General features: G+C 34.0%; 23 protein-coding genes and 1 pseudogene. 15 read left to right on the top strand and 9 right to left on the bottom strand.

Annotated elements, in window-relative coordinates; translation table 11 throughout:
* A partial coding sequence (locus RCJ96_RS16820; protein ID WP_446699819.1) for a lyase family protein occupies positions 1–557 on the top strand: 557 nt, incomplete at its 5' end.
* Positions 558–818: 261 nt separating this feature from the next.
* Here the strand turns inward: RCJ96_RS16820 and RCJ96_RS16815 are convergent.
* The gene (locus RCJ96_RS16815) at positions 819–1,673 is read right to left on the bottom strand and encodes a manganese catalase family protein (protein ID WP_071727990.1); all 855 of its coding nucleotides are present in this window, start codon (positions 1,671–1,673) and stop codon (positions 819–821) included.
* A 232-nt stretch (positions 1,674–1,905) separates the two neighbouring features.
* Complete coding sequence (locus RCJ96_RS16810; RefSeq protein ID WP_416504085.1) at positions 1,906–3,039, bottom strand: zinc-dependent alcohol dehydrogenase; 1,134 nt, start codon at positions 3,037–3,039, stop codon at positions 1,906–1,908.
* A gap of 199 nt (positions 3,040–3,238) precedes the next feature.
* On the opposite strand from RCJ96_RS16810, the gene sasP reads away from it, so the two are divergent.
* Complete coding sequence (gene sasP, locus RCJ96_RS16805; RefSeq protein ID WP_000002841.1) at positions 3,239–3,451, top strand: small acid-soluble spore protein, SasP family; 213 nt, start codon at positions 3,239–3,241, stop codon at positions 3,449–3,451.
* Between the two features lie 293 nt (positions 3,452–3,744).
* The gene (locus RCJ96_RS16800; protein WP_000512133.1) at positions 3,745–4,260 is read left to right on the top strand and encodes a DUF3231 family protein; all 516 of its coding nucleotides are present in this window, start codon (positions 3,745–3,747) and stop codon (positions 4,258–4,260) included.
* Between the two features lie 35 nt (positions 4,261–4,295).
* On the opposite strand, the gene RCJ96_RS16795 is transcribed toward RCJ96_RS16800, so the two are convergent.
* Entirely contained in the window at positions 4,296–4,772 is a 477-nt protein-coding gene (locus tag RCJ96_RS16795) for a YndM family protein (protein ID WP_242303695.1), read from the bottom strand.
* A 274-nt stretch (positions 4,773–5,046) separates the two neighbouring features.
* Here RCJ96_RS16795 and RCJ96_RS16790 point away from each other — a divergent pair, with 274 nt between their 5' ends.
* The 3 genes from RCJ96_RS16790 (at position 5,047) to RCJ96_RS16780 (ending at position 6,965) form a co-directional block, all read left to right on the top strand.
* Positions 5,047–5,259 (top strand): alpha/beta-type small acid-soluble spore protein, encoded by a 213-nt coding sequence (locus tag RCJ96_RS16790; protein WP_000069660.1) that lies wholly within the window; start codon positions 5,047–5,049, stop codon positions 5,257–5,259.
* A gap of 195 nt (positions 5,260–5,454) precedes the next feature.
* Positions 5,455–5,607, top strand: a complete 153-nt coding sequence (locus RCJ96_RS16785) for a hypothetical protein (RefSeq protein ID WP_071727987.1) — start codon at positions 5,455–5,457, stop codon at positions 5,605–5,607.
* 14 nt (positions 5,608–5,621) lie between these two features.
* Positions 5,622–6,965 carry an amino acid permease gene (locus RCJ96_RS16780; protein ID WP_416504086.1) on the top strand — a complete coding sequence of 448 codons (1,344 nt, stop codon included), beginning with the start codon at positions 5,622–5,624 and terminating at the stop codon, positions 6,963–6,965.
* 52 nt (positions 6,966–7,017) lie between these two features.
* On the opposite strand, the gene RCJ96_RS16775 is transcribed toward RCJ96_RS16780, so the two are convergent.
* Together RCJ96_RS16775 and RCJ96_RS16770 are read right to left on the bottom strand one after the other, a co-directional pair.
* Positions 7,018–7,644 carry a LysE family transporter gene (locus RCJ96_RS16775; RefSeq protein ID WP_000510847.1) on the bottom strand — a complete coding sequence of 209 codons (627 nt, stop codon included), beginning with the start codon at positions 7,642–7,644 and terminating at the stop codon, positions 7,018–7,020.
* A gap of 91 nt (positions 7,645–7,735) precedes the next feature.
* A complete protein-coding gene (locus RCJ96_RS16770) occupies positions 7,736–8,494 on the bottom strand; it encodes a YqcI/YcgG family protein (RefSeq protein WP_416504087.1) in 759 nt (252 codons plus the stop codon).
* A gap of 517 nt (positions 8,495–9,011) precedes the next feature.
* On the opposite strand from RCJ96_RS16770, the gene cotF reads away from it, so the two are divergent.
* Positions 9,012–9,491: a spore coat protein CotF gene (gene cotF, locus RCJ96_RS16765; RefSeq protein WP_074610850.1), complete on the top strand. Its 480-nt coding sequence runs from the start codon at positions 9,012–9,014 to the stop codon at positions 9,489–9,491.
* A gap of 638 nt (positions 9,492–10,129) precedes the next feature.
* Here the strand turns inward: cotF and RCJ96_RS16760 are convergent.
* Both RCJ96_RS16760 and RCJ96_RS16755 read right to left on the bottom strand, forming a co-directional pair.
* Positions 10,130–10,987, bottom strand: coding sequence for an MBL fold metallo-hydrolase (locus RCJ96_RS16760; protein ID WP_416504088.1), 858 nt, complete (start codon positions 10,985–10,987; stop codon positions 10,130–10,132).
* Between the two features lie 191 nt (positions 10,988–11,178).
* Positions 11,179–11,841 carry a DUF1796 family putative cysteine peptidase gene (locus RCJ96_RS16755; RefSeq protein ID WP_074610847.1) on the bottom strand — a complete coding sequence of 221 codons (663 nt, stop codon included), beginning with the start codon at positions 11,839–11,841 and terminating at the stop codon, positions 11,179–11,181.
* 442 nt (positions 11,842–12,283) lie between these two features.
* Between RCJ96_RS16755 and ppsA the strand changes: the two genes are divergently transcribed.
* Positions 12,284–14,890 (top strand): phosphoenolpyruvate synthase, encoded by a 2,607-nt coding sequence (gene ppsA, locus RCJ96_RS16750; protein ID WP_416504089.1) that lies wholly within the window; start codon positions 12,284–12,286, stop codon positions 14,888–14,890.
* Between the two features lie 56 nt (positions 14,891–14,946).
* Here the strand turns inward: ppsA and RCJ96_RS16745 are convergent, their stop codons facing one another.
* Positions 14,947–15,564, bottom strand: a complete 618-nt coding sequence (locus tag RCJ96_RS16745) for a TetR/AcrR family transcriptional regulator (RefSeq protein WP_416504090.1) — start codon at positions 15,562–15,564, stop codon at positions 14,947–14,949.
* A gap of 132 nt (positions 15,565–15,696) precedes the next feature.
* Here RCJ96_RS16745 and RCJ96_RS16740 point away from each other — a divergent pair, with 132 nt between their 5' ends.
* The 7 genes and pseudogenes from RCJ96_RS16740 to RCJ96_RS16710 all read left to right on the top strand — a co-directional run bounded on the left by RCJ96_RS16740 (position 15,697) and on the right by RCJ96_RS16710 (position 23,247).
* Positions 15,697–16,917: a YhgE/Pip domain-containing protein gene (locus RCJ96_RS16740; protein WP_416504126.1), complete on the top strand. Its 1,221-nt coding sequence runs from the start codon at positions 15,697–15,699 to the stop codon at positions 16,915–16,917.
* A gap of 150 nt (positions 16,918–17,067) precedes the next feature.
* Positions 17,068–17,535: a DUF2691 family protein gene (locus RCJ96_RS16735; RefSeq protein ID WP_242303699.1), complete on the top strand. Its 468-nt coding sequence runs from the start codon at positions 17,068–17,070 to the stop codon at positions 17,533–17,535.
* A 26-nt stretch (positions 17,536–17,561) separates the two neighbouring features.
* A pseudogene (locus tag RCJ96_RS16730) lies at positions 17,562–18,069 on the top strand (GNAT family N-acetyltransferase).
* A gap of 361 nt (positions 18,070–18,430) precedes the next feature.
* A complete protein-coding gene (locus tag RCJ96_RS16725; RefSeq protein ID WP_242303701.1) occupies positions 18,431–19,759 on the top strand; it encodes a YjiH family protein in 1,329 nt (442 codons plus the stop codon).
* Positions 19,760–20,394: 635 nt separating this feature from the next.
* Positions 20,395–20,982: a GNAT family N-acetyltransferase gene (locus tag RCJ96_RS16720; protein WP_242303702.1), complete on the top strand. Its 588-nt coding sequence runs from the start codon at positions 20,395–20,397 to the stop codon at positions 20,980–20,982.
* Between the two features lie 329 nt (positions 20,983–21,311).
* Positions 21,312–21,944: a YdcF family protein gene (locus tag RCJ96_RS16715; RefSeq protein WP_016717896.1), complete on the top strand. Its 633-nt coding sequence runs from the start codon at positions 21,312–21,314 to the stop codon at positions 21,942–21,944.
* Between the two features lie 154 nt (positions 21,945–22,098).
* Positions 22,099–23,247, top strand: coding sequence for an acyl-CoA dehydrogenase family protein (locus RCJ96_RS16710; RefSeq protein ID WP_446699818.1), 1,149 nt, complete (start codon positions 22,099–22,101; stop codon positions 23,245–23,247).
* A gap of 199 nt (positions 23,248–23,446) precedes the next feature.
* On the opposite strand, the gene RCJ96_RS16705 is transcribed toward RCJ96_RS16710, so the two are convergent.
* Positions 23,447–23,917 carry a DinB family protein gene (locus RCJ96_RS16705; protein WP_074610932.1) on the bottom strand — a complete coding sequence of 157 codons (471 nt, stop codon included), beginning with the start codon at positions 23,915–23,917 and terminating at the stop codon, positions 23,447–23,449.
* Positions 23,918–23,936 lie beyond the last annotated feature (19 nt).

Genomic DNA, 23,936 nt, shown 5'->3' with positions numbered 1-23,936 from the left:
CTAAAATTGCGAATGACCTTCGCTTAATGGCATCAGGTCCACGTGTTGGTTTAGCAGAAATTATGTTACCGGCTCGTCAACCAGGTTCATCTATTATGCCAGGGAAAGTAAACCCTGTTATGCCAGAAGTAATTAATCAAATTGCGTTCCAAGTAATTGGTAACGACCATACAATTTGTCTTGCTTCAGAAGCAGGACAATTAGAATTAAATGTAATGGAACCAGTACTTGTTTTCAACTTACTTCAATCGATTAGCATTATGAATAACGGTTTCCGTGCCTTTACAGATAATTGCTTAAAAGGAATTGAAGCGAATGAAGATCGCTTAAAAGAGTATGTTGAGAAAAGTGTAGGAATTATTACAGCCGTGAACCCTCATATCGGTTATGAAGCAGCAGCTCGCGTTGCGAAAGAAGCAATCGCGACAGAGCAATCCGTTCGAGAACTTTGTGTGAAAAATGGTGTATTGTCACAAGAGGACTTAGAATTAATTCTAGATCCATTCGAAATGACACACCCAGGGATTGCAGGAGCAACTCTTTTAAAGAAAAATTAAAAGAAGAGGGGGGACAAGTCCCTTCTCTTTGTTTACAATATAGGGATGTTATACGTGAATAGAGGTAGGGAGATTATAAGTAAGTATACAGTGGCGTTTAATGGTTCATAGAAACAAAATTAAGAGGAGCAGCAATATAATCAATATCACTTTTAAATAAAGAGGATTTATTAAAACATCCTATCATGTTAACAACAAGTTTACATGAATCTTTATAAATAACTATGGCCAACCATGAATAAATAGTTGGCCATAATAATCTTAAAGATCCATATCTTTTAATCCGGGACTATGCTCATTTGGTATTTCAGGAAGCTCTGGTACAGGAAAACCTTTTGGCGGTTCAGTTACTGTTAATGTTCCTTTGTTTCTACTTGGTGATTCACCTTGGAATATTTCTCCCATTCTTGTTGGATCTAAGCTGAAATTAAATTGTGCGTTATGGAATCCCATGTCTACATACTTTCTGCACTCTGGGTATTTATTAATATCATAGTTCGGCACAGGGAAGAGTTTGCCCCATTCAACCCCAAGTGTCTCTAAAGCTTTTGCAAAAGCATTTTGATGTGCATTATCACGTACAATTAAAAATGCAAGAGTTTCTCTAAAGGTTTGATTAGAACTCATTTCATAAATTCTAGTTTTTTGAAGTACACCTGTAGATTCAAGTACGACATTATCTAGTAAATCGCTAATTAAGTTTCCATGACTATATACCCAAGATCCATTCCATGGGTTGCCAGCTGCATCAACAGGTAATGAACTTTGTGCCCCTACAATAAAGTGATGAGGATTTGCATGTTTAACCGCTTCGTCAAGTGGTGCTGTGTCAATACCGGCATTTCCAGGTGTAGGTTCACCAGATCCAGTTAATAGTTGATTAATTGTATGTTGTACAAGTTCTACATGGCTTATTTCCTCTAAAAAAACACCTCGAAGTAAATCACGATATTGCTTCTCTTTACCTCTAAAATTTGAGCTTTGGAAAAAGTATTGCATCATTGTACGCATTTCACCATAATGCCCACCTAATATTTCTTGTAAAACTTTTGCAGCAGCTGGATCTGGTTTGTCCGGCTTAATCATATTAATTATTTCCTCTTTATAATAAAACATGAAGTACACCTCTTTTTAAGTTAGTTAACATTGTTATCGTGTCCGCTAATTGGTTAGTTAATACTGAAATTCATTTTTTTACCAATTAATTACTGTCTCGAAATACAAAGTTTTTGAAAATAACTATTTTCGATGTGAGATGAAAATGGGGGAGATACTTAGTGTTTTAATAAAAAAGATAAGATTACGAAATGTAATCTTATCTTTTCATTAAGAATAATGAATTATATTTTCAAGGCTTTAAAATGACTTTTATACAATCATCTTCACGATTATTAAAAATTTGATAACCATAGCTTGCGTCTTCAAGGGGGATTTTGTGTGTAATAATCTCTTTTGGATCGAATTCTTTGTTTGTTATTTTCTTAAATAATTCCGGCATAAAATGAATGACAGGTGCTTGTCCCATTTTAAGATTAATATTTCTAACCCAAAATGCACCGAGTGGAAAGGCATTATAGTTGCCACCATAAACACCAGTCATTTGAACTGTTCCATATTTTCTTACAGCTTTCGTAGCGATTTGAATAGGACCGAGGGTACCGCCTTGTAATTTTAATTTTTGTTCCAGAAATTCTAGTGGAGATTTTTTCCCATCCATGCCCACGCAATCAATAACTACATCCGCACCGCCATGCGTAATTTCCTTTAAATGTTCTCCCATATCAGGAAATTTTGTAAACTCAAATACCTCAACGTTGTTAATCTTTTTTGCATAATGTATTCGATAATCTAAGTAATCGACTGCGATTACACGTTTAGCACCTTGCATCCAAGCAAATTTTTGTGTCATTAATCCAACAGGTCCACAGCCAAGGACAATAACAGTATCACCGCGCTTAACATCTGCATTTATTACACTCCAATAGGCTGTTGGCAAAACATCAGATAAAAAGAGTAGGGATTCATCTTCAAGTTCGCATGATTCTGGTATAACAAATGGAGTGAAATTTCCAAAAGGAACTTTTAAATATTCAGCTTGTCCGCCCGGATGGTTACCAAATTTCTCTGTATAACCAAAGTATCCACCAGAATCATAATGAGGGTTCGAGTTATCACATTGACTTTCCATTTCGTGTTGGCAATAGAAACAATGTCCACAAGCAACGTTAAAGGGGATCACAACACGATCGCCTTTTTTCACTTTAGTGACATCTGGCCCTACTTCTTCAACAATACCCATTGGTTCATGGCCAATAATATATCCTTGTGGTAAAGGCATGTTGCCTTGATATAAATGTAAATCAGAACCGCAAATAGCGGTTGAAGTAATTTTTACAATAATATCATCTTTTTTCTCTAACTTTGCATCAGCCACCTGTTTAACTTGTACTTTGTTTGGTCCTTGATAGGTTACGGCTTTCATCTCATATCTCCTTAGGAATCATTTTTCATAATCTATACATAGTGTTGTTATGAAAGTATGTTATAGCAACTCTTCTTTCTTATGTCTTTTTCCTATTTTAAGAAGAAACCCAATATTTATACATAATATAATTCCCATAAAAAGGATAATTATTATTTCATAACTTGAAGCATATTAAAAACATCGGAGGTGAAATAATATGGCAAACAATAATAGTGGAAGTCGTAATGAATTATTAGTTCGAGGTGCTGAACAAGCTCTTGATCAAATGAAATATGAAATTGCACAAGAGTTTGGTGTACAACTTGGTGCAGATACAACAGCTCGTTCAAACGGATCTGTTGGTGGTGAAATTACAAAACGTTTAGTAGCAATGGCTGAACAACAACTTGGTGGTAGAGCTAACCGCTAAGAGAATTCGTATAAAATATAGCGAATATGTAAATCAATTTCTTTTGTATATGTATAAAAAACAAACTCTTATAGTAAATGAATTCTCACTCAAAGATTATTGATAATCTTCTTTCATAATCTTTGGGTATTTTATTTGTAAACTACTTTCCTAAACAATAAACACGCAGTGTTGGAAAGGTGTTTTCCATGCATAGTAGAAAAGCTTTTGCAGGAAAAAGCATACTTAAAAATTTGATTTTAATATTAAAATCAATATTTATTATTATCTTTTCGAAAGGGAGGAATTTAAAAATGGGTATATTAAGTGGAAATCCTCAAAATGAACCGTTACATTACGGAGAAGTATTTGATATTTGGAGTTATCTTCTAGCTGCACAAGGTGCAATCGCAAGTCATCAAGTATTTATGAATCATACAGGTGATGAAGACTTGAAGAAGTTTTTAGAAAGCTTAATTGAAAATGATATGAATTCGGAAATAGAAGAGTTAAAAACTCTTTTAAAGGTTAATGGTGTAGCTTTACCGCCTGCTCCGCCAGAACGACCAGTTGCATCTATTGAAGATATTCCTCCAGGAGCGCGTATTAATGATGCTGAAATTGCAGCAGCTGTTTCTACAGGATTAGCAGCTGGACTTGTGACATGTAGCCAGGTAATGGGAAAATGCCTTCGAGAAGATGTAGGCATGCTATTTGGACAATTTCATATGAAAAAAGCGCAGGCAGGTGTAACTTTGCTCCGTTTAAGTAAGAAAAAAGGATGGGTAGTTCCACCTCCATTACATGTAAGAAATTCAGATCAAGCTTAATAAACAAAAATAAAAAAGTGGCGTTGGCCACTTTTTTATTTTTTAGATGTATCCTCAAGCTTGGATTTATTTATTGTGGAAGAATCTATATATTCATCTGACATTTCCATAACATATTTATCATGATGAATATGATTACGATGTCTTAATTCATTGTCGTTACGCAGTACCAGCCTCTTCATATAAATATGGAAGAAAATTTCTGTTCCACCAATAATTAAAGCGGCTATAAATGAAGAAAGTCCAATGTTACGAGTAACATCTAAATCAGTAAACAAGGATGTTAGTAACCAAATTCCAAAGAAGCTTAAGCCTAAATCTGCTATTGTAGCAATCATATTTCCGTATTTAGGTAAAATGAAGAGATCTCCGATTAAATAGGCAGCTCCTGTAAGGAAAAGAGAAATTAGTAATACTCTAGGAATTGAAATGCCTTTAAAGATACTAAGTATGATTAGTAATACAGCAGTTATCGCTGTGTATTTAATTAATAAAGCAACAAAATGTTTCATCATTTTCCTCCATTGTTCAAAAGTATATGGAATAAAATATTTCATTAAAAACGGGTTATGCTGTTAAATAGCTTAACCCGTTTTATGTTGTAATGGAGGCCTATTTATGATATCCCATGGCACGTAAGATGTATTTCGTTCTCCTATACATGATTATTTTTAGTTTAAAGAAGATCAACTATACCTTTGAATTCACGGTCGTAATTACCAATTAATTAGCTATATATTTTAGCATGTAATTTAACATATTAAAGAAAGAAGGAGGTGAATGAACATGTCAAACAATAACAGTGGAAGCAGCAATCAATTATTAGTACGTGGCGCTGAACAAGCTCTTGATCAAATGAAATATGAAATTGCTCAAGAATTTGGCGTACAACTTGGTGCAGATGCAACAGCTCGTGCAAACGGATCTGTTGGTGGTGAAATTACGAAACGTCTTGTATCATTAGCTGAGCAACAACTTGGCGGTGGCGTTACTCGTTAATTTTATATATGAAATGGATATAGAGGAGAGGCATGCCGTCTCTCCTTTCTCATACATTTTTTAAAACTTACAACTATAACTCAAATTTATTTGTTTAACTTTTAGACTCACAAGGTTTTAAATACATAATTAATTTTTGCGTAATAAAAGGATAAAAGATAAGAGATTATATTTGATGCGAAAGGGGTAGAAAAAATGAAATATGAAGCGTTATTTACAATTGAGATTTCTGTAGGAAGTGAACTAGTAGCAAACCATAAAATAAAGGCTCATAATGTCGTTGATGTTGTTGAAAAGCTTGCTGAGAAGTACTTAAGTGATCATGAGGGGCATTCTCAAGATGAATAAAGGAGAATAGTGATATGACCTGTCATGATGTTAAGAATGAAACGAAAGAAAAAAAAGATTTAAATTGGTGGCAGCTCTCACTTATTGGGATTGGTTGTACGATAGGAACCGGCTTCTTTTTAGGATCCAGTATAGGTATTAAAATAGGTGGATCTTCAATTATTCTCATTCTCATTTTAACTGGATTTACTACTTATATTGTATTTGAAGCATTGGCAAAAATGGCTGTAGAAGATCCGCAAAAAGGATCTTTTCGCATTTACTCAAAAAAAGCTTTTGGAAATTGGGCGGGTTTTAGCCATGGATGGACATATTGGTGTTCTGAACTGCTTATTATGGGCAGCCAGTTAAGTGCGTTAGGAATCTTTTCACGTTACTGGTTTCCTAAAATACCACTATGGATATTTGCTGCTATATATGGAGTAGCGGCTATATTAATTATTTTTATAGGGGTAAAGATATTCGAACGTTTAGAGAAATGGATGGCTATTATAAAAATCGCTGCTATTATGGGGTTTATTGTAATTGCTATTTTAGTTATTTTAGGATTTATAAAGGGCGGTTTATATAAAGCACAAATTCCGCAGAATTTTAAAGATTGGTTCCCAAATGGATTAAAAGGCACTTGGTCCTCTCTAATTTATGCATTTTATGCATTTGGAGGAATCGAAATTATGGGGTTAATGACAATAAGACTGAAAGACCCTAAAGATGCACAAAAATCAGGAAGAGTAATGTTAATGATTTTAACGATTATTTACGTAGTCTCTTTAGGGTTGGCAATTATGATGGTTCCATTAAACCAGTTTAATACGAAAGAAAGCCCTTTTGTAATAGCATTACAAGACTATAATTTGCCGTATGTGCCATTTATTTTAAATGTAGTGTTAATTTTAGCGGGTTTTTCAACATTAGTTGGTTCATTATTTGCAGTGACAAGTGTACTAATGAACTTAGCTGAAGAAGGTGATGCACCTGCAATGTTTGCTAAAAAAAACAAAAAAAATATCTCGTTCCCAGCCTTACTGCTTATTATAATTGGACTTGGTGCTTCTATCCTTAGTGCTTTATTACTACCGAAAAATATATATGAATATGTAACAACTGCAGCTGGATTAATGTTGTTATATACATGGAGTCTTATTCTTCTTTCATTTTGGAGATTAATGAATCCAAAGGGTTGGATGCAGATAAAAAGCATTATTGGTCTTATAATGATTGCACTAGCTGTTAGTGGAACATTATTGCAAAAAACAACGCGTTTTGGTTTCCTAGTGAGCTTGTTGTTTTTAGGAATAGTTATTATTGTTACTATAATTGTTCATTTTGTCTCAAGAAAAAGGAATACAGCTATATGAAGAATCTATTTTTACACAACATGAATAGTATGTGAAAACTAAATAATAGAAGCTATTGAAAAATGATTTGGTAAGTTTGAAAACCAAAATATAATCCATAAATAATAAGTGATATGCCAGATACTACCGTTATAAGAGACAATATACGAGCATTCAAAATTTTGCGGAATATACTAGATGTACTCGCCATCGTAATATCCCAAATAAAAATACCTAAAATAATACCAAAGCTATATAACAAAAGCTGCTCTTTATTATAGGAAGAAGCGGCTTTTGCTAATATAGAGCCGAAAATTCCAAGCCAAAATAGAATTGTTAATGGATTCGATAAAGACATAAAAAAACCAGAAAAAAAGCTTTTAATAATTGAATCATCATTTCTCGTATTACTAATGCTAATTTGATTCGCATTTTTTAAACTTTCAATACCTGTATAGATTAAAACAAAAGCGCCGAAAGACCATAAGAAAAGTTTTATAATATCTTTTTCGAGGAAATGAATTACACCTAAATAAATAAGTGCCATGTAGATAACATCTGCAAGTAAGGCTCCTATACCAAGGATCCAAGCATGAAAAAACCCACTCCTAATACCTTTTTCTAGCTGCGCAGCATTTATAGGTCCCATTGGAGCAGATAATGATAAACCTAAGAAAACATAGCTTAAAAATATGCCCACGTATAATATGCTCCTCCCACTAAATTTGATCTATATTAAATCTATTCAGTGGTTAAAGTTTGTACAACTAAATAATAAAAAACGGAGTGGATTACTTATTTTTATGCAAATATTTTATGATTCGAGAAAATGGACACTTGGATGGGATGGTTTCATCGTCACGTAAAAAATATTGTTGCCATTCATAATTATCTTTTCCACCATAATCTTTCAGAGAGGGATGAATAGGAGCTTTATCATAAGCGGCTAGACGTTGACGTATTAAGTTTTTTAGTTTCCTACTGCGTTTCTCAGAATTCATAATCCCCTGTAAAACCCATCTAGGTGTTAAAGCAAGCATCATACATGAAAAATGTCTACTTTGTCTATTAACATGGGCAGGTGTAGCGCAGTAAACGAAATATGATTCATTATGAAAGCAAAATTCCCAAGTATTCTCCATAGGGTCATTTGGAATGTGTGTAGGCCATTCCATCTCGTCCAAACGACTAGTTGTATTAAGTAGAGACCAATACATATGTTCAAAATCTTCAACTGTAGTTTCTCGCAGTAAATCTATTGGTGTATGAATAAAAACAATAAGTGAGGCGTATTGACCTGTGTCTCTAGAACATTCAGTATATTCTTTAAGTAATGCAGCAAAATCCTCGCTAGTATTCGTATCTCTAGGATCACCAATGAACCCGTACCTGAGGTGATTGGCTGTAAAGCCGTGTTGAGCTGGTATACAAGGAAACAGTTTATCTTTATCTGTCATTTTTAATTTAAAAGAACGGAAAGCTTCTTGTTGCCAATGTGGAAGGGTAATAATATTTTTTTGTAAAGAGTCTTTATCATAAAGTATAGTCATCTTTTTATCCCTCCTAAGTCATAATATATAACCTATTAATTATTTAAGAATAGGTGACTAACACGGCTAGAATAATTATTTTTTAATCTATAAAAATAAAATGATTTAGTGAAGAATCCCCTTCAATGTAGTTACTTTAATAGTTGATCTTTAATAACGTATAAATTTAAGTAGCTATAAAATTCGAAAAATATATAAGGAATATGTAGGTACAATGTTCACATTTATATTTTCTAACTAATATGGTTTATAACGAAACAAGAAAGGATGTATAATGGTGGGGATTTTTAAGGAAGAAAAAATTAAATTTATAGATTGTAAAGGCGAGGAAGTCATTTTGAAAATCAAAATTAAGGATATAAAAAAGTAGGGAAGAGGAATTAAGGATACTTTATTGTGATTAACATAGAAGGATGAAACGTAATCATGAATTAGATTGAAATGAATTCAGTAGTATAGGCCCTTTTTGAATTTTTTTGCATAGTGTAGCATGAATGAATATTAAGGGGGAACGTCTATGTCTTATCCTAATCAGCTAGCTTGGCATGAAACATTGGAGTTACATGAATTAGTAGCATTTCAAGCAAACGGTTTAATCAAATTAAAAAAATCAGTTAGGAATGTACCGGATCAAGCACTTCAATCGTTATATATTAAAGCTATAAATGCCATCCAAAACAATCTACAAGAGTTAGTACAATTTTATCCTTATGCTCCTGAATTTCAAGCGCAGCATCGTGATGACACTGGATTTTACGCTGGAGATTTACTTGGATTAGCAAAGACATCTGTTCGAAATTATGCAATTGCAATTACTGAAACTGCAACGCCTCGTCTTAGAGAAGTTTTAACCCGTCAAATAAATGGTGCTATACAATTACATGCACAGGTTTTTAACTTTATGTATGAACGTGGTTACTATCCAGCTTATGATTTAAAGCAGCTATTAAAAAATGATGTTCAAAATGTGCAAAAGGCAATACAAATGCAATATTAAAACAGAGATATGGAAATTATCTTTAGAGGAAAACTATAGTTTATTTATAGAGGATTAAATAGTTAAGACTAAATGGTAATTTCCATTATTAATGAATTGATTATATGCTAAAAATATAAATTCATTCTAAGATATGAAAGAAGTTATACTCACGCTATTTTAGAATGCGAGAACGTCTGTTTTATTTTACATAATTAAGGTTCTCCCCCTAAATAACAAGCAATTTATTATGTTGTTTTTCAACTGCATATTTTATGAAATTGCTCTCTATAAATAAAAAAGCAGCTAGCAAAAGCTAACTGCAGCGAGAAAATTACATCCATGAATTTAAGGAGTATAACTATATCATGGTTAAGTATAGTATGAACAAAGAATGTAAGCTTATACTATGAAATTAAAAAGAGCAGTTATTCATTATGACTGCTCTTTAATGGTAAGAATAAAGCCTGGGTAAGAAGCAGACTTTATTATAAAGAGTTTGTGCGAAAGCTCGATTTTTATTCCAAAGGAGTACTTCTATTTTTAGAATATAGATATTGCCTACATTCAGTTTTTAAACAAATTAAGTTTAAAAGCTGAATGATGATTTTGTATAATATCTTAATTCTTTAACGTAAAAAACTAAAGTTTTTTCGTGCTTAATGCCTCTTTTTATCTACATATTTTCCGTAATCCGGTACAGCAATTTTATCAAATTCTTGAACGAGTGTGTTGAGGCTTGTTGACAGTAATCTACCTGACATCGGTATCCCATGTCCCGTAACAGCGGCTAGAGGCTTTAGCTTCTCTAGTGTAATAACTGATTCTTTAGCAGCTTTCCAGTCTGTTGTTAAATAACGAGGCGGACCGCTTATTTCCTGTTCCTGAGTAATTACCTTATATAGATATTCTTGCTTCACCGTAACAAAAGCGTCCCCAGCAATTAAAGTTCGGTCTTTTTCTCGGAATAATGAAATATGACCTGGAGTGTGTCCTGGTGTATGCACCCATCTAAACTCTGGCATATGAGGAACAGTTCCATCTGTAGGAAGTACTTTTATGCTATTCCCTAAATCAATCGGTTCGTTAGGGAATAGAGGGGACATTTTCGCTACCATACCACCTTCAACTGTTGGATCTGGTTCAGGATAACTTTGTTGCCCAGTCAGGAAAGGTATCTCCATTTGATGGGCATAGACTGGAACATCCCAATACTTGATAAGTTCAATTATTCCCCCAACATGATCAAAATGCCCGTGAGTTAAAATAATTGCTTTTGGGCGACTATTTGTACCAAATCGCTTCTCAGTGACAGAGATAATTTCATTTGCACATTTAGGCATTCCAGCATCAACTAAAACAAAATCATTGCTCTTGGGATGTCCAACAAAACAGATGTTGACGATTTGAATCGTGTAACAAAACAAATCAGGCAATACTTCGATGCCATGACCACTTTCAATTGAAGTTGCTGGAATAAACTTATAATCACTTCCATAATTCATTTCATTTCCCACTTGTTTTCCCCCTTAATATATTTTAATACGACATTATAGTTCCCTAATTTTGAAAATCCATTTTGGAGGATTTGAGAAAAGAATGAGTGGGGGATTAAAAAACAATAATTTACTCCTAGAATTAAGGTGGGGACATATCAATTTATATAAAGTGTAAACAAAAAATATTGATTGTAAAGTCGTAGTTTCTACTATTTTTTTGAGTTTAAGTGTATATCTTTTAAGAGGATATACCAAGTTCTGTTATTTTGATAATTACTTGAAACTTGAATAGGGAAAACATGATCAAGCCCCCATTCTAATTCGTTTATTTCATTTTCAAGTCCTGTTGGATAGAGTAAAAGGATCTTAAAATTATTTTTAACAATATTTGATAAAACGGTTTGTAATTCTAGTGCTTCAGTTAAGTTTCCGCCCCATCTAACAAATAAAATGGATTGTGAATGATGAATTTTTTCGTAAAAGTTATCGATTCTTCGATCTAATTGTTGTTTAAAATCATGGTATGTGATGAACCAATCTTCATTTGGAATAACAGGGAAATCATGATAAGATGTTACGTTATATTTTGTGTCTTTTATAATATGAGAAAAAACAGGTTGTATCACGCCATCATTAAACACAATATTTTGTTCCGGCATTGGGTGCATGTTTTTTAAATCCATAAAGTCTATAAAATTATTTTTCAATAATGTATTGATAGAAGAAAGATTCGGTGATTCAAACCAATCTAGAGGACCTGAATATTTCCGCAGCCTATATTTTTTTAGATGAATAGCGGTATAGCAATTTTCCCCTAAACTAATAACATCATCATAAATCCCTTGAAGTTTTTTTATTTCCAATACAATCATCCTTTTTTGGAAAAATAGAAGGTATATATATTCTAAAAAGCGTTATTATGACATAGAATATGCTTTTAAAAAATAGGAGAACTAATTCATTATAAATAATATATGTATGTATAAAACCTTATGTGAAAAGGCTTACAAGAGGTTAAACTAAAGCGTATTTCGGGTTATATACCATTTGTCGAGATAAGAATTGTGTGTGATAATTAATAACATTTTATAAAAAATGGGAAAAATAGAAATACATTGAAGTGAGTTGTGAGTAAATTATAATTTGAAATTGAGTGGAAATAAGAAGCCCCAGTTGCTTCATTATGCAACTGGGGCATTTTTTAATCTCTTCCTAACTTAATTATATCATGTAAATCAAATTCGAAATAGACTGTTTCTTCTCATTTACTCCTGCTACAATCAAGAACATATGCATAGTAAGGAGAGATGTTATATGAGTTCTTTCGTTCTCGATTTTCAGGAAATAGAAAACACGCAGCTTTCACTCGTTGGTGGGAAAGGTTTGAATTTAGGGGAGTTATCAAGCGTTCAAGGGATACAAGTGCCAGAAGGATTTTGTGTGACAACAGTAGGATATGAAAAGGCTATCGAACAAAATGAAGATTTTCGCACTTTGTTGCAGCAGCTAACCAAGTTGAAAAAGGAAGACCGAGCTCAAATTGGTGAAATTAGTAAGAAAATTAGAGAAGTTATTATGGCAGTAGAAATCCCTTCAGATGTAGTGGAAGCGGTAACTCATTATCTCTCACGTTTTGGAAATGAACATGCGTATGCCGTGCGTTCTAGTGCTACGGCTGAAGATTTACCGTATGCCTCGTTTGCAGGTCAACAAGACACGTATTTAAATATTATCGGAAAAGAAGCGATTTTGCAGCATGTAAGAAAGTGCTGGGCTTCTTTATTTACAGAGCGAGCAGTCATGTACCGTATGCAAAATGGTTTTGAACATAATCAAGTTTCTATATGTGTTGTCGTTCAAAAAATGGTTTTCCCTGAGGCTTCGGGCATTTTATTTACGGCTGATCCGGTTACTTCTAACCGAAAGGTGCTATCAATTGATGCCAGTTTTGGACTTGGTGAGGCGTTAGTATCAGGCCTCGTCTCTGCTGATAATTATAAAGTAAAAGAGGGGGAAATCATCGATAAGGTGATTTCAACTAAAAAAGTAGCTATCTATGCCTTAAAAGAGGGCGGAACAGAGACGAAACAGATTGATCCGGCTCAGCAAAAGGTTCAAACATTGTCTGAACAACAAATATTACAACTAGCAAGTATCGGAAGACAGATAGAAGCTTATTTTGGCTGTCCGCAAGATATTGAATGGTGTTTAGCCCATAATACATTTTATATTGTCCAAAGTCGCCCCATTACGACTTTATATCCAATTCCTGAAGAAAATGATGGGGGAAATCATGTATATATATCAGTTGGCCATCAACAAATGATGACTGATGCGATGAAACCACTTGGGTTATCTTTTTTCCTGTTAACGACTAATGCTCCTATGCGTAAAGCGGGAGGAAGGCTGTTTGTGGATGCCACTCAACAATTAGCTTCACCTGCTAGCAGAGATTATTTAATAAACACTTTAGGAAAATCAGATCCACTCGTAAGAGATGCATTAACGACTATAATCGAGCGAGATAATTTTATTACATTGTTGCCGGATGATGAAAAAGAAAAGAGTGTTAGTAAAAGTAAGCAACCTGCAAATTCGCAACCAGAAATCGAAAATGATCCGGCAATCGTTACGAATTTAATACAGAATAGTGAAGCATCCATCGAAGAGTTAAAACGAAACATGCAAACGAAATCAGGGACGGATGTACTTGATTTTATTTTGGAAGATATTCAGCAATTAAAAAAAGTATTATTTAACCCGCAAAGTATCGCTGTCATTATGGCTGGTATGAATGCTTCAACATGGATGAATGAAAAGATGGAGCAATGGTTAGGCGAAAAAAATGCAGCAGATACGCTTTCTCAATCGGTACAAAACAATATTACGTCAGAAATGGGTTTAGCATTAATGGATGTTGCGGATGTGATTCGGCCGTACCCAGAAGTTATTGCGCATTTACAACACGTAGAAAACGATAACTTTTTAGATGAAATAGTTCAGTTTAAAGGTGGAGAAGAAGCCCGAGATGCGATTCTAACTTTTCTAAATAAATACGGAATGAGATGTAGCGGAGAAATTGATATTACGAAAACGCGCTGGAGTGAAAAGCCAACTACAATTATTCCGATGATTTTAAATAATATAAGAGACTTTGAAGCGGGTGCTAGTAAACGGAAATTTGAAGAAGGACTGCAAGAAGCTTTGAAAAAAGAAGAAGAATTATTAGAGCGATTGCAGCAATTGCCGGATGGAAAACAAAAAGTAGAAGAAACGAAGCGAATGATTCGCAATATCCGTAATTTTATCGGCTATCGTGAATATCCGAAATACGGTATGATTAATCGTTATTTCATATATAAGCAGGCGTTACTGAAAGAAGCTGAGCAACTTGTGCAGAGCGGTGTCATTCATGAAGTTGATGATATATACTATTTAACTTTTGAAGAACTTCACGAAGTAGTCCGCACGAATAAACTAGATTATGAGCTGATACAAAAACAAAAAAATGATTACAAATTATATGAAAAACTAACGCCTCCTCGTATAATGACGTCTGATGGAGAAATCATTACGGGTAAATATAAACGAGAAAAACTCCCAGCTGATGCGATTGCAGGTCTGCCTGTTTCTTCTGGATTAGTTGAGGGGAGAGCTCGCGTTATTTTAAACATGGAAGAGGCGAATTTAGAAGAGGGAGATATATTAGTTACAGCTTTTACTGACCCTGGCTGGACACCATTATTTGTATCTATAAAAGGATTAGTTACCGAAGTCGGCGGACTTATGACGCACGGAGCAGTGATTGCACGTGAATATGGATTACCGGCAGTTGTTGGGGTAGAGAACGCTACGAAATTAATAAAAGATGGGCAACGAATACGAGTACATGGAACAGAAGGGTATATTGAAGTGTTGTAATGAAGTAAAAGATCATCCGCTATAAATAGTGGATGATCTTTTTATTTTGCAATAACTCACTTCTTTAAGCCAGCTGCATAAAAAGGTCCATGAACTGCGATTGTTGATAAAATACGAGCAATTTCCTCTGGTGTTTCTTTTTGGCCACTATTTAACCATTGCTGAATGACACCAATATGAGCAGATGCCATATAAGAAGCTAAATATTGGCTTGGAACAAGTAAATTTTCCTTATTAATGAGAGCACCATTCGTATCTTCAAATAATGTTTTCCACATAAAGTCTTTCAACTTTGTTTGAAAAGATAAATCTCCTTTTGGACTTAATACAACTTTCATAAAATCACTATTTTCATTTAGAAATTCAAGAATAGAAGTGATAAGTAGAAACGGCATTGTTGGGGAAGGGTTTGACCCAAGATCAGCAATCACTTCAGGTAATCTCTGTTTGGCAATGCTAGAAATTTTATACATAATGTCTTCTTGGCATTTTGTCATTAAATCAAATTTATCTTGATAGTGCGCATAGAAAGTACCGCGATTAATGTTTGCTCTCGATGTAATATCTTTCACTGTAATGGCGTCAAAACCTTTTTCTTCAATTAATTCCACCAATGCATTTCGAATGGCAGTTTTCGTACGAACAACACGTAAATCTAAATTACTATCACGCAAAGCATGTCCCTCCTTCATTTTAGCCAACACATTTCAAAGATGTGTCTTATAACCGACACATTTACGATTTTTGATTATTGTATAAGGTTCAACTCGAACATATAATTCAAAATATAAATAAACAACACGTTGTTGGTTATTATAAATCAAATGATAGGAGGAGAAAAGAAAATGTTTAAAAATAAACTTTTATTGTTATCACCAGTTATTGCACTACTTGTTGTTTTTATTTTCTCATTAACGTTATTTCCAACCGTTCAACCTCAGCCGAAAAATTTGCCAATCGCAATTGTAAATGAGGATCAAGGAGTAGAAATTCCAAATCAACCGAAAATGAACATGGGGCAAACAATCGTTGATAGTATGAAAAAGACATCAAAATCAGAGAAAGAACCTGCGGTGAAGTGGGTAGAAGTGAAACATAAAGAGACAGTTCAAAAAGGCTTAAATAATCAAGAGTATTACGCAGCATTAGTCATTCCGAAAAACTTTAGTACAAAACAAGCATCATTACGAACACCACAGCCATCTTCGCCAGAAGTAGAAATATTCATCAATCAAGGAATGAATACAGCGGCCTCAACTATGGCAGGACAAATATTAAATAGTGTAGTTGATAATATGAACAACAATGTTCGTAAACAAATATTAGAAGGACTGAAAGCAAAAGGAGCTACTTTAACAGCAGATCAAGTTTCAAATGTAGTAACACCGATTACAAAGAAAGTGATAAATGTAAATGAAACCGGAAAAAATAGTGCGAATGGTAACTCGCCAATTTCTTTATTCCAACCGTTATGGATTGCCAGTTTAGCGAGCGCAGCGCTTATCTTTATCGCAATAACTAAAATGCCGGTAGATACAAGAAAACAAAACATTGTAGTAAAACTAAAGCAAATTGTAACAGGCGCAATTGCAGCACTTGTTATTGGGTTCGGTCTTACATGGATTGCGGATGGAATGGTAGGACTAAATATTTCAAATTTCACTGATACGGCATTGTTTTTATCTATTACATCCTTTAGTTTCTTCTTAATGATATCGGCGGTACTTTCATTAGTTGGACTAAAAGGAATCGGTTTATTCGCTTTATTACTATTTTTCGGAGCACCGTTATTATCATTAGCACCTGAAATGTTGTCTCCATTTTATCAAGATTGGGTTTATTCATGGTTACCAATGCGATTTATGATTGAAGGACTTAGAGAAATATTCTTCTTTGGAAATGGATTAAGCTGGAGTACACCTGTTATTGTGCTTATTTGGATTGGTGCGGTAAGTATCGTTATTATTTTAGCGACTGCTTTAAAACGTAGTGCAGTAAAGGGACATAAAACGGAATTACAGGTATAAAAGATAAAAACGTTTCACTATGAGTGAAGCGTTTTTTTGTTTAGATGTAAGCTAAGTAGCATAGAAGAGATATTTAAAAGTAGAAATTAATGGTGTTATATAATGAATGTATAACACAAAAAAGACAATGTAGAGGAAAGGAGAAAATAAATGAAAAGAGGAATTACAGTAGAGATTCTAGATGGATATGCAAATGATAATCTACTTTGGAAAGTGTTAAAGCCAATCGATATTGCTTCATTAAATTGGCGAGTGGGGAATGAGGAGTCCTACTTAATAGCGCGTGGTGGATTGGAGGAGGCATTATTTCCAGAGCAACCAAGTGTAGTGGAAGGATTAGATTTGAAAAAGTTAGTTAAAGATAACATATATTATCTCATTTTTGCAGATTTAAAAGCGTATCCTAAAGGAGAAATAGCAATAGATATTGAAACATATGAAGAGTTTAAGGAAAGTAAGTGTGAGATAGTCGTATTAGTAGCGGATGGTGATTACATACAAATTTATGCGAAAGATCAGAAAGCGATTGAACTGATGTATGAAAACGCACGGAATCAGGGATTTTATGTGGAATATGTTACAGATGAAAATGACGGTAGAACATGTTTGTCAGTATAGTAGTAAATTGAAAGGGGAACGGCAGTATGGAGAGAAACACCATAACGAAAGAATATACAATTCGAACTGCTACGGAAGAGGAAAGCGATAGCATTATTACGCTATTAAAAGAAGTGGCTACAACATAAAGAAGTGGATCAGTGGCAGTATCTGTTAGGCGGAGAGGCTACGGATGAAATACTAGAAGGTATAAGAGGGAAATATACATATGTGATTACGAAAGAAGATGAAATTATCGGTACAGTTACAGTATCTCCTAAACAAAATGAATGGGATGAACATATTTTTGGTAAAGAGGAAGTTTCTAATTCATTATATATTCATAGATTTGCGGTAAAACGGAAGTATAAAGGTAACGGAATAGGAGAATGGATTTTACGGTGGATAGAAGAGAATGTACAACATGACAAAGAGTTTTTGAAACTAGATTGTGTAGGGCATAATGTTACGTTGAATGATTTCTATAAGCGATGTGGTTTTGAATATGTCGGTAGTACGGATGGACATAGTATGTTTCAGAAGAGAATAATATAGTTGAAAAGAAATAAGAAAAAGCGTAGGAATTTCTAAGCTTTTTCTTATTTCTTTTCACTGTCTTTTAAAACTTGATTTATTTTTAAGTTAACTACTTGGGCAGCTAGATATCCAAGACCTCTAGCAGCTTGCAGTTGAGTTTTTTTTACAATTTTCTTTTTAAGCAATGTTTTTTCATAATTAATATTTATTTTTTTTCATAGTTTATATGCCCCCTTTGAAATATCCTTATTATGGTTATTTTAATTTGTTTATCTATATAAAACAATTAATATTTAAAATCTGTTTACATATTTGAATACGAAAGAAGGAATTTAATATAATTATACAGAATATTTAGATAAATAGGAGGTGTCGAATTTTGAGTGAAATTGAATTAAAAAGGAATGTAATTAAGACAGGGAGTGAGAAGAGGATTATTCTTCGTTTTATACTCTCTAGTCTAGTTGGGGTGTTTATGTTCTTCGTACCAGTTACGATAAACGGTGCTTCGTCCATTATGATTGATCATATCGTATCTTGGATTAGGGCGTCCGTTCCGAGTATAGTACCTTATTACGCACTACTCGTTATGGTAGTGGGGGCAATTTATCCGTTTTATACGAAAAAATGGAATACGTCCCTCGTAGACATTTGTTTTTCTATTTTAAAAGTAGTTGGTATCGTTTTCGGTGTAGTATATTGTTTGAAAGTAGGGCCAGCTTGGTTCTTTGCGCCAGATGTAGGGCCGTTTTTGTATGAGAAACTAGTCATATCGGTAAGTTTACTCGTTCCGATTGGTTCGGCGTTTTTAGCGCTATTAGTCGGATATGGATTGCTTGAATTTATCGGTACGTTTTGCCGACCAATTATGAGACCGTTATGGAAAACACCTGGACGATCAGCAATTGATGCAGTTGCTTCTTTCGTTGGAAGTTATTCGCTTGCGCTTCTCATTACTAACCGAGTTTATAAAGAGGGGAAATATACAACAAAAGAAGCAGCTATTATCGCTACAGGTTTTTCTACAGTATCCGCTACATTTATGATTATCATCGCAAAAACATTAGACATTATGCATTTATGGAATGTTTATTTTTGGACTACTCTCGTTGTAACATTCATCGTAACTGCTATCACCGTAAGAATCCCACCACTTAGTAGAAAACCAGATACATATGTAACGGAAGAAGGGTTCCCAGAGCCTGTTTATAAGGAGAAAATGTTAGAACGCGCTTGGGAAGACGCGTTAGAAGTATCGAAATCTGCACCGAGTATTACGAAAAATATCGCAGTGAATTTAAAAGATGGATTTATTATGACGATGGGAATTTTGCCATCCATTATGTCAGTCGGATTAATTGGTATCGTCTTAGCGAAATTCACGCCAATATTTGATTGGATCAGTTATATTTTCTATCCTTTTACATGGTTATTACAATTACCAGAAGCAGAACTAGCTGCTAAAGCGGCATCCGTCGGTATTGCGGAAATGTTTTTACCATCATTATTAGTAGTTAGTGCACCACTTGTGACAAAGTTTGTCATTGCGGTTGTTTCGGTATCATCTATATTGTTTTTCTCAGCATCCATCCCATGTATTTTATCGACAGATATTCCGTTAAAAGTATCAGAACTTATTATTCTATATGTGCAAAGAACGATACTAACGTTGCTTATAATTACACCGATTGCTTATTTGTTGCTTTAAAGTTTTAAAAAGATAAAGCTATAACAAAAGAAGCCTTCTGTAAAAGGAAGGCTTCTTTTGTTATTTTTATTAAGTAAATACCCTAAAACGAAAAAGGTGTATATTTTCAGATGAAAACTTAAACCTTTTTGATGTTTTATTTGTTTTTTGTATATGACGTAATACTTCTTAAGAAAATTCCTAATCCTGCAAAAAAGAATCCTAAGCATAATAAGCTGCCTGGCGTTCCCCAAGTAATTTGATCTAGCATTTTTATATCCTCCCATTTATCCCATATTAATTAACTGTAAAACTTTCACCGTTTAAAGTTTCACCTCATTATTATATAGTATTTTTTGGAAGTTATCCAGATTTATCCACAATATCAACCTGAAAAATTGATTCATAAATGAAAAAACAATGATTTTTTTGTAGAAATAATAGCGTTTTTAATTTACATGAAATGAAACCAATATAAATGTAGCTTGCTATAATGGGATGGACACGGTATTTGTTACAGGATTTTACGGATTATTATGTAAGAATGTATTAGAAATTGAATTTTAAATACATTTAAAAGTTAGTTTTAACATTTTAACATCTATATAATTAAATTATAATTTCTGTGATATAGTAAGAAAAAAGGGGGCTTACAAATGGAAATCATTCACGAAAGAGCAAAGTTACGGTTAATAGATAGTGATGATGTCGAAACTTTGTTTTCGATTGTAGAAGGAAATCGGGGTATTTGGGCGTATTTAATCTCTAAAATGGATAGTGTGCAAGATATGCAACAATATGTGCAAAAAGCGATACAAGGTTATGGAAAGGGTACGCAAATCCCTTTCGTTGTAGTGGATCAACAGACGAATAAGATTGTAGGAAGTACACGTCTATATAATATTTCAGTGGAAGATAAAACAGTCGAGTTAGGACAAACGTGGTATCATCCAAGTGTCCAGCGTACGAGTATAAATACAGAGTGTAAGTATATGCTTCTCCAGTATGCTTTTGAAAAACTGCATATGCTCAGGGTACAAATTAAGACGGATGCAAGGAATGAAAAAGCACAGCGAGCAATTGAAAGGTTAGGTGCAGTAAAAGAGGGCGTGCTTAGAAATGAAAGAAAATTGCCAAACGGATATGTGAGAGATGCAGTGGTATACAGTATTATTTCGAGTGAATGGCCAGGCGTAAAAGAACAATTGTTAGAAAAGTTAGAGTTGTATAAAGAAAAGCTATAATTCGTGTTTTGAAAGGTATATTGTTCGTGATGCATGAAAAATATACCTTTTTTCTTACAAAATGCTACTTTATTTTAATTCCTTTTGTTTCATCGTTCCCTTCTGAGAAAAAATTCGTTACAATGTAGTTGTATGGTAATAAACTTATGAATTTAAAACATGTAATGAAAACCGCAAATGAAAATGAATTGATAATCCTCAATTTTAAATGAAAACCCTTTTATACATAAATAACAAGTAAAGTTCCTTCTTTTAAATAAACTCAAACAAAACGATTTGATATAAATGTTTTTTATAGAAGTATGGATGATGTACGGAGGCAATTACAAATGAAAGAAAATAAGAAAAGTAAGAAAAGACGAATCTTTCAAGTATTTTTACTAATGATTTGTTCTGCTATTTTATATGTAAGTTATGCAGCTTACGATATTTGGAGCTATCGTTTTAAAACAGACGATAGTGTGAAAACGGATGCTGGTATCGTACTAGGAGCGGCTTCTTGGAATGGGAAACCATCCCCTGTATTTAAAGAAAGAATTAATCATGCGATTTCTTTATATAAGAACGGAAACATTAAAAAGATTATTTTTACGGGTGGTACAAAGTTTGAGGCAGAACTTGAGGAAGCGCGTACTGCAAGAGTATATGCAATGAAACAAGGTGTAAAAGACGAAGATATTTTAATTGAAACAAAATCCCTTTTCACGGAAGAAAACTTAAAGAATGCGAAGGAAGTTGGAATAGAGAACGGAATACGCACATACACGATTGTAAGTGATCCACTTCATATGAAACGCGCAATGAGAATCGCAAAACATATTAATATTGAAGCGTATGCTTCACCAACGCCGACATCAGCATATAAAACGTTAGACACAGAAATTCCATTCTTCTTTAAAGAATTATTCTCGTATATTGGATATGTAACCTCTTTGCCATTAAAGGCATTAAAGGGAGACTAACATAAGAAAAGAACCTATCTTTAAATAGGAACTTTTCTTATTAGTCAAAAACATTGTATTTTTATCGGAATAGTGAAACAATAGAGAGGTAGCTTCATATAATCATAATGACAAAATGAACGGTTTATGAATCGAACATAAAGGAGATTATAGTATGGCACTCTCATTTGTTGAAACAGAAGAACAATCTTTCATTATTACACAAATAAATAAATTGATTCCGAAGTTCATGGAAAGGGAGCATCAACTAAGTGAATTAGGATCATTTCCGTATGAAAATATAAGTGATTTGAAAGATATCGGATATACGAAATTAACGTTACCGAAGGAATTTGGTGGTAGTGCGATTTCTTTATATGACTTCGTTTTATTTCAAGAGAAAATCGCGGAAGGCTGCGGAGCTACTGCATTATCGATTGGCTGGCATCTTGGCATTGTGAAAGAGCTAGCGGAAAATCGCTCTTGGAATGATGAGATGTTCAAATGGTTTTGCGAAGAAGTGCGTAACGGTGCACTCTTTAACAGGGCAGCAACAGAACCAAAGACAGGGAGTCCGACGCGTGGCGGCAAACCAGAAACAATAGCGGTTCAACAAGGCGAGAAGTGGGTTATAAACGGAAGGAAAACCTTTACAACGATGGCGCCAATACTTGATTATTTTATTATTTCAGCGAGTATGGAAGGCCGAGATGAAGTTGGTGAGTTTGTTATTCCAAGAAATACACTCGGTGTATCTATTGAAGAAACGTGGGATAGCGTTGCGATGCGAGGAACCGCTAGTCACGACCTTGTCTTACAAAATGTAAAGATAGAAAACCGATTTTTTACGGATGTAAAAGGCGGGAAAGTGAAACAAAAGGGTATTGGCTGGTTGCTACATATACCAGCATGTTATTTAGGAATTGCACAATCAGCAAGAAATTATGCAGTTCAGTTTGCGGGATCATACAAACCAAATAGTTTAAACCATTCTATTAGTTTATTACCGAATGTTAGAAGATTAGTTGGAGAATTAGAACTCGAGCTTATGCAAGCTCGCGTCTTTTTATATCAAATTGCGAAAAAATACGATGAGGCAGAAGATAAACTGTCACTGCAAGCCGAACTAGCGGCAGTGAAATATGCTGTAACAAATGCGTCAATATCTATTGTAGATAAATCAATGCGCATCGTAGGAGCAAAAAGTTTGTCAGAAAAAAATCCGCTTCACCGTTATTATTTAAACGTTAGAGCAGGACTACACAATCCGCCGATGGACGATGCAACACTGTCTATGCTTGCGGATGCGGCGTTTCGGTCGTAGGTTTTTTAACTTGAATTTTATTGTTTATGGACAATATAGTTATTTTGAAAGCACGTGTTTAATTAGTAATCGAACACGTGCTTTTTATGTGCAGGAACGTACCAAGTTGAGATGTAGGCTTTTAATATAAATGGTTATCATGATTTTGGAAGTGTTCCTGATTAAAAAAATATTTATTACAATGTTAGTTTGACAGCTTTTAATCCCAAATTAATGGTCTTTCCAAATCTACCATTCGTAAATATTGTAAAAATTGACCTGCATGGACCGCATCATGATAGGCAATTCGTAATAGCATATCGCCTAAATATCGTTGATAGCCAACATCGCTTCGATCAATAAGTCTTGAATCTAGCTCTGCTATGCTTATTGATTGAACATATTCTATGAAATCGGCAAAACATGATTGTGCTAATTCAATCTCTTTTTTAACACAAGTAATTGGCTCGTCATCATACGGGATATGTATGTCGTTTATTGAGCCGTTGTTTTTTAAAATCATATGATAGTAAAAAGTTGAGCTCCATACGTGACGAATCATTTCACCAAAGGACATAGCCTCGTGATCAGGCTTCCAATTAAGAAAATTATCGGGAAGAGAATTCCATAATTTTTCTGAGCGCCTTCTCGTTTCTTTCAAATTTAATATACTAAGATCAATTGCATTCATAATACATTCTCCTTTACTG

It is taken from the genome of Bacillus sp. BSL6 (assembly GCF_052928345.1).
This window is presented reverse-complemented; position numbering and strand designations above follow the sequence as displayed.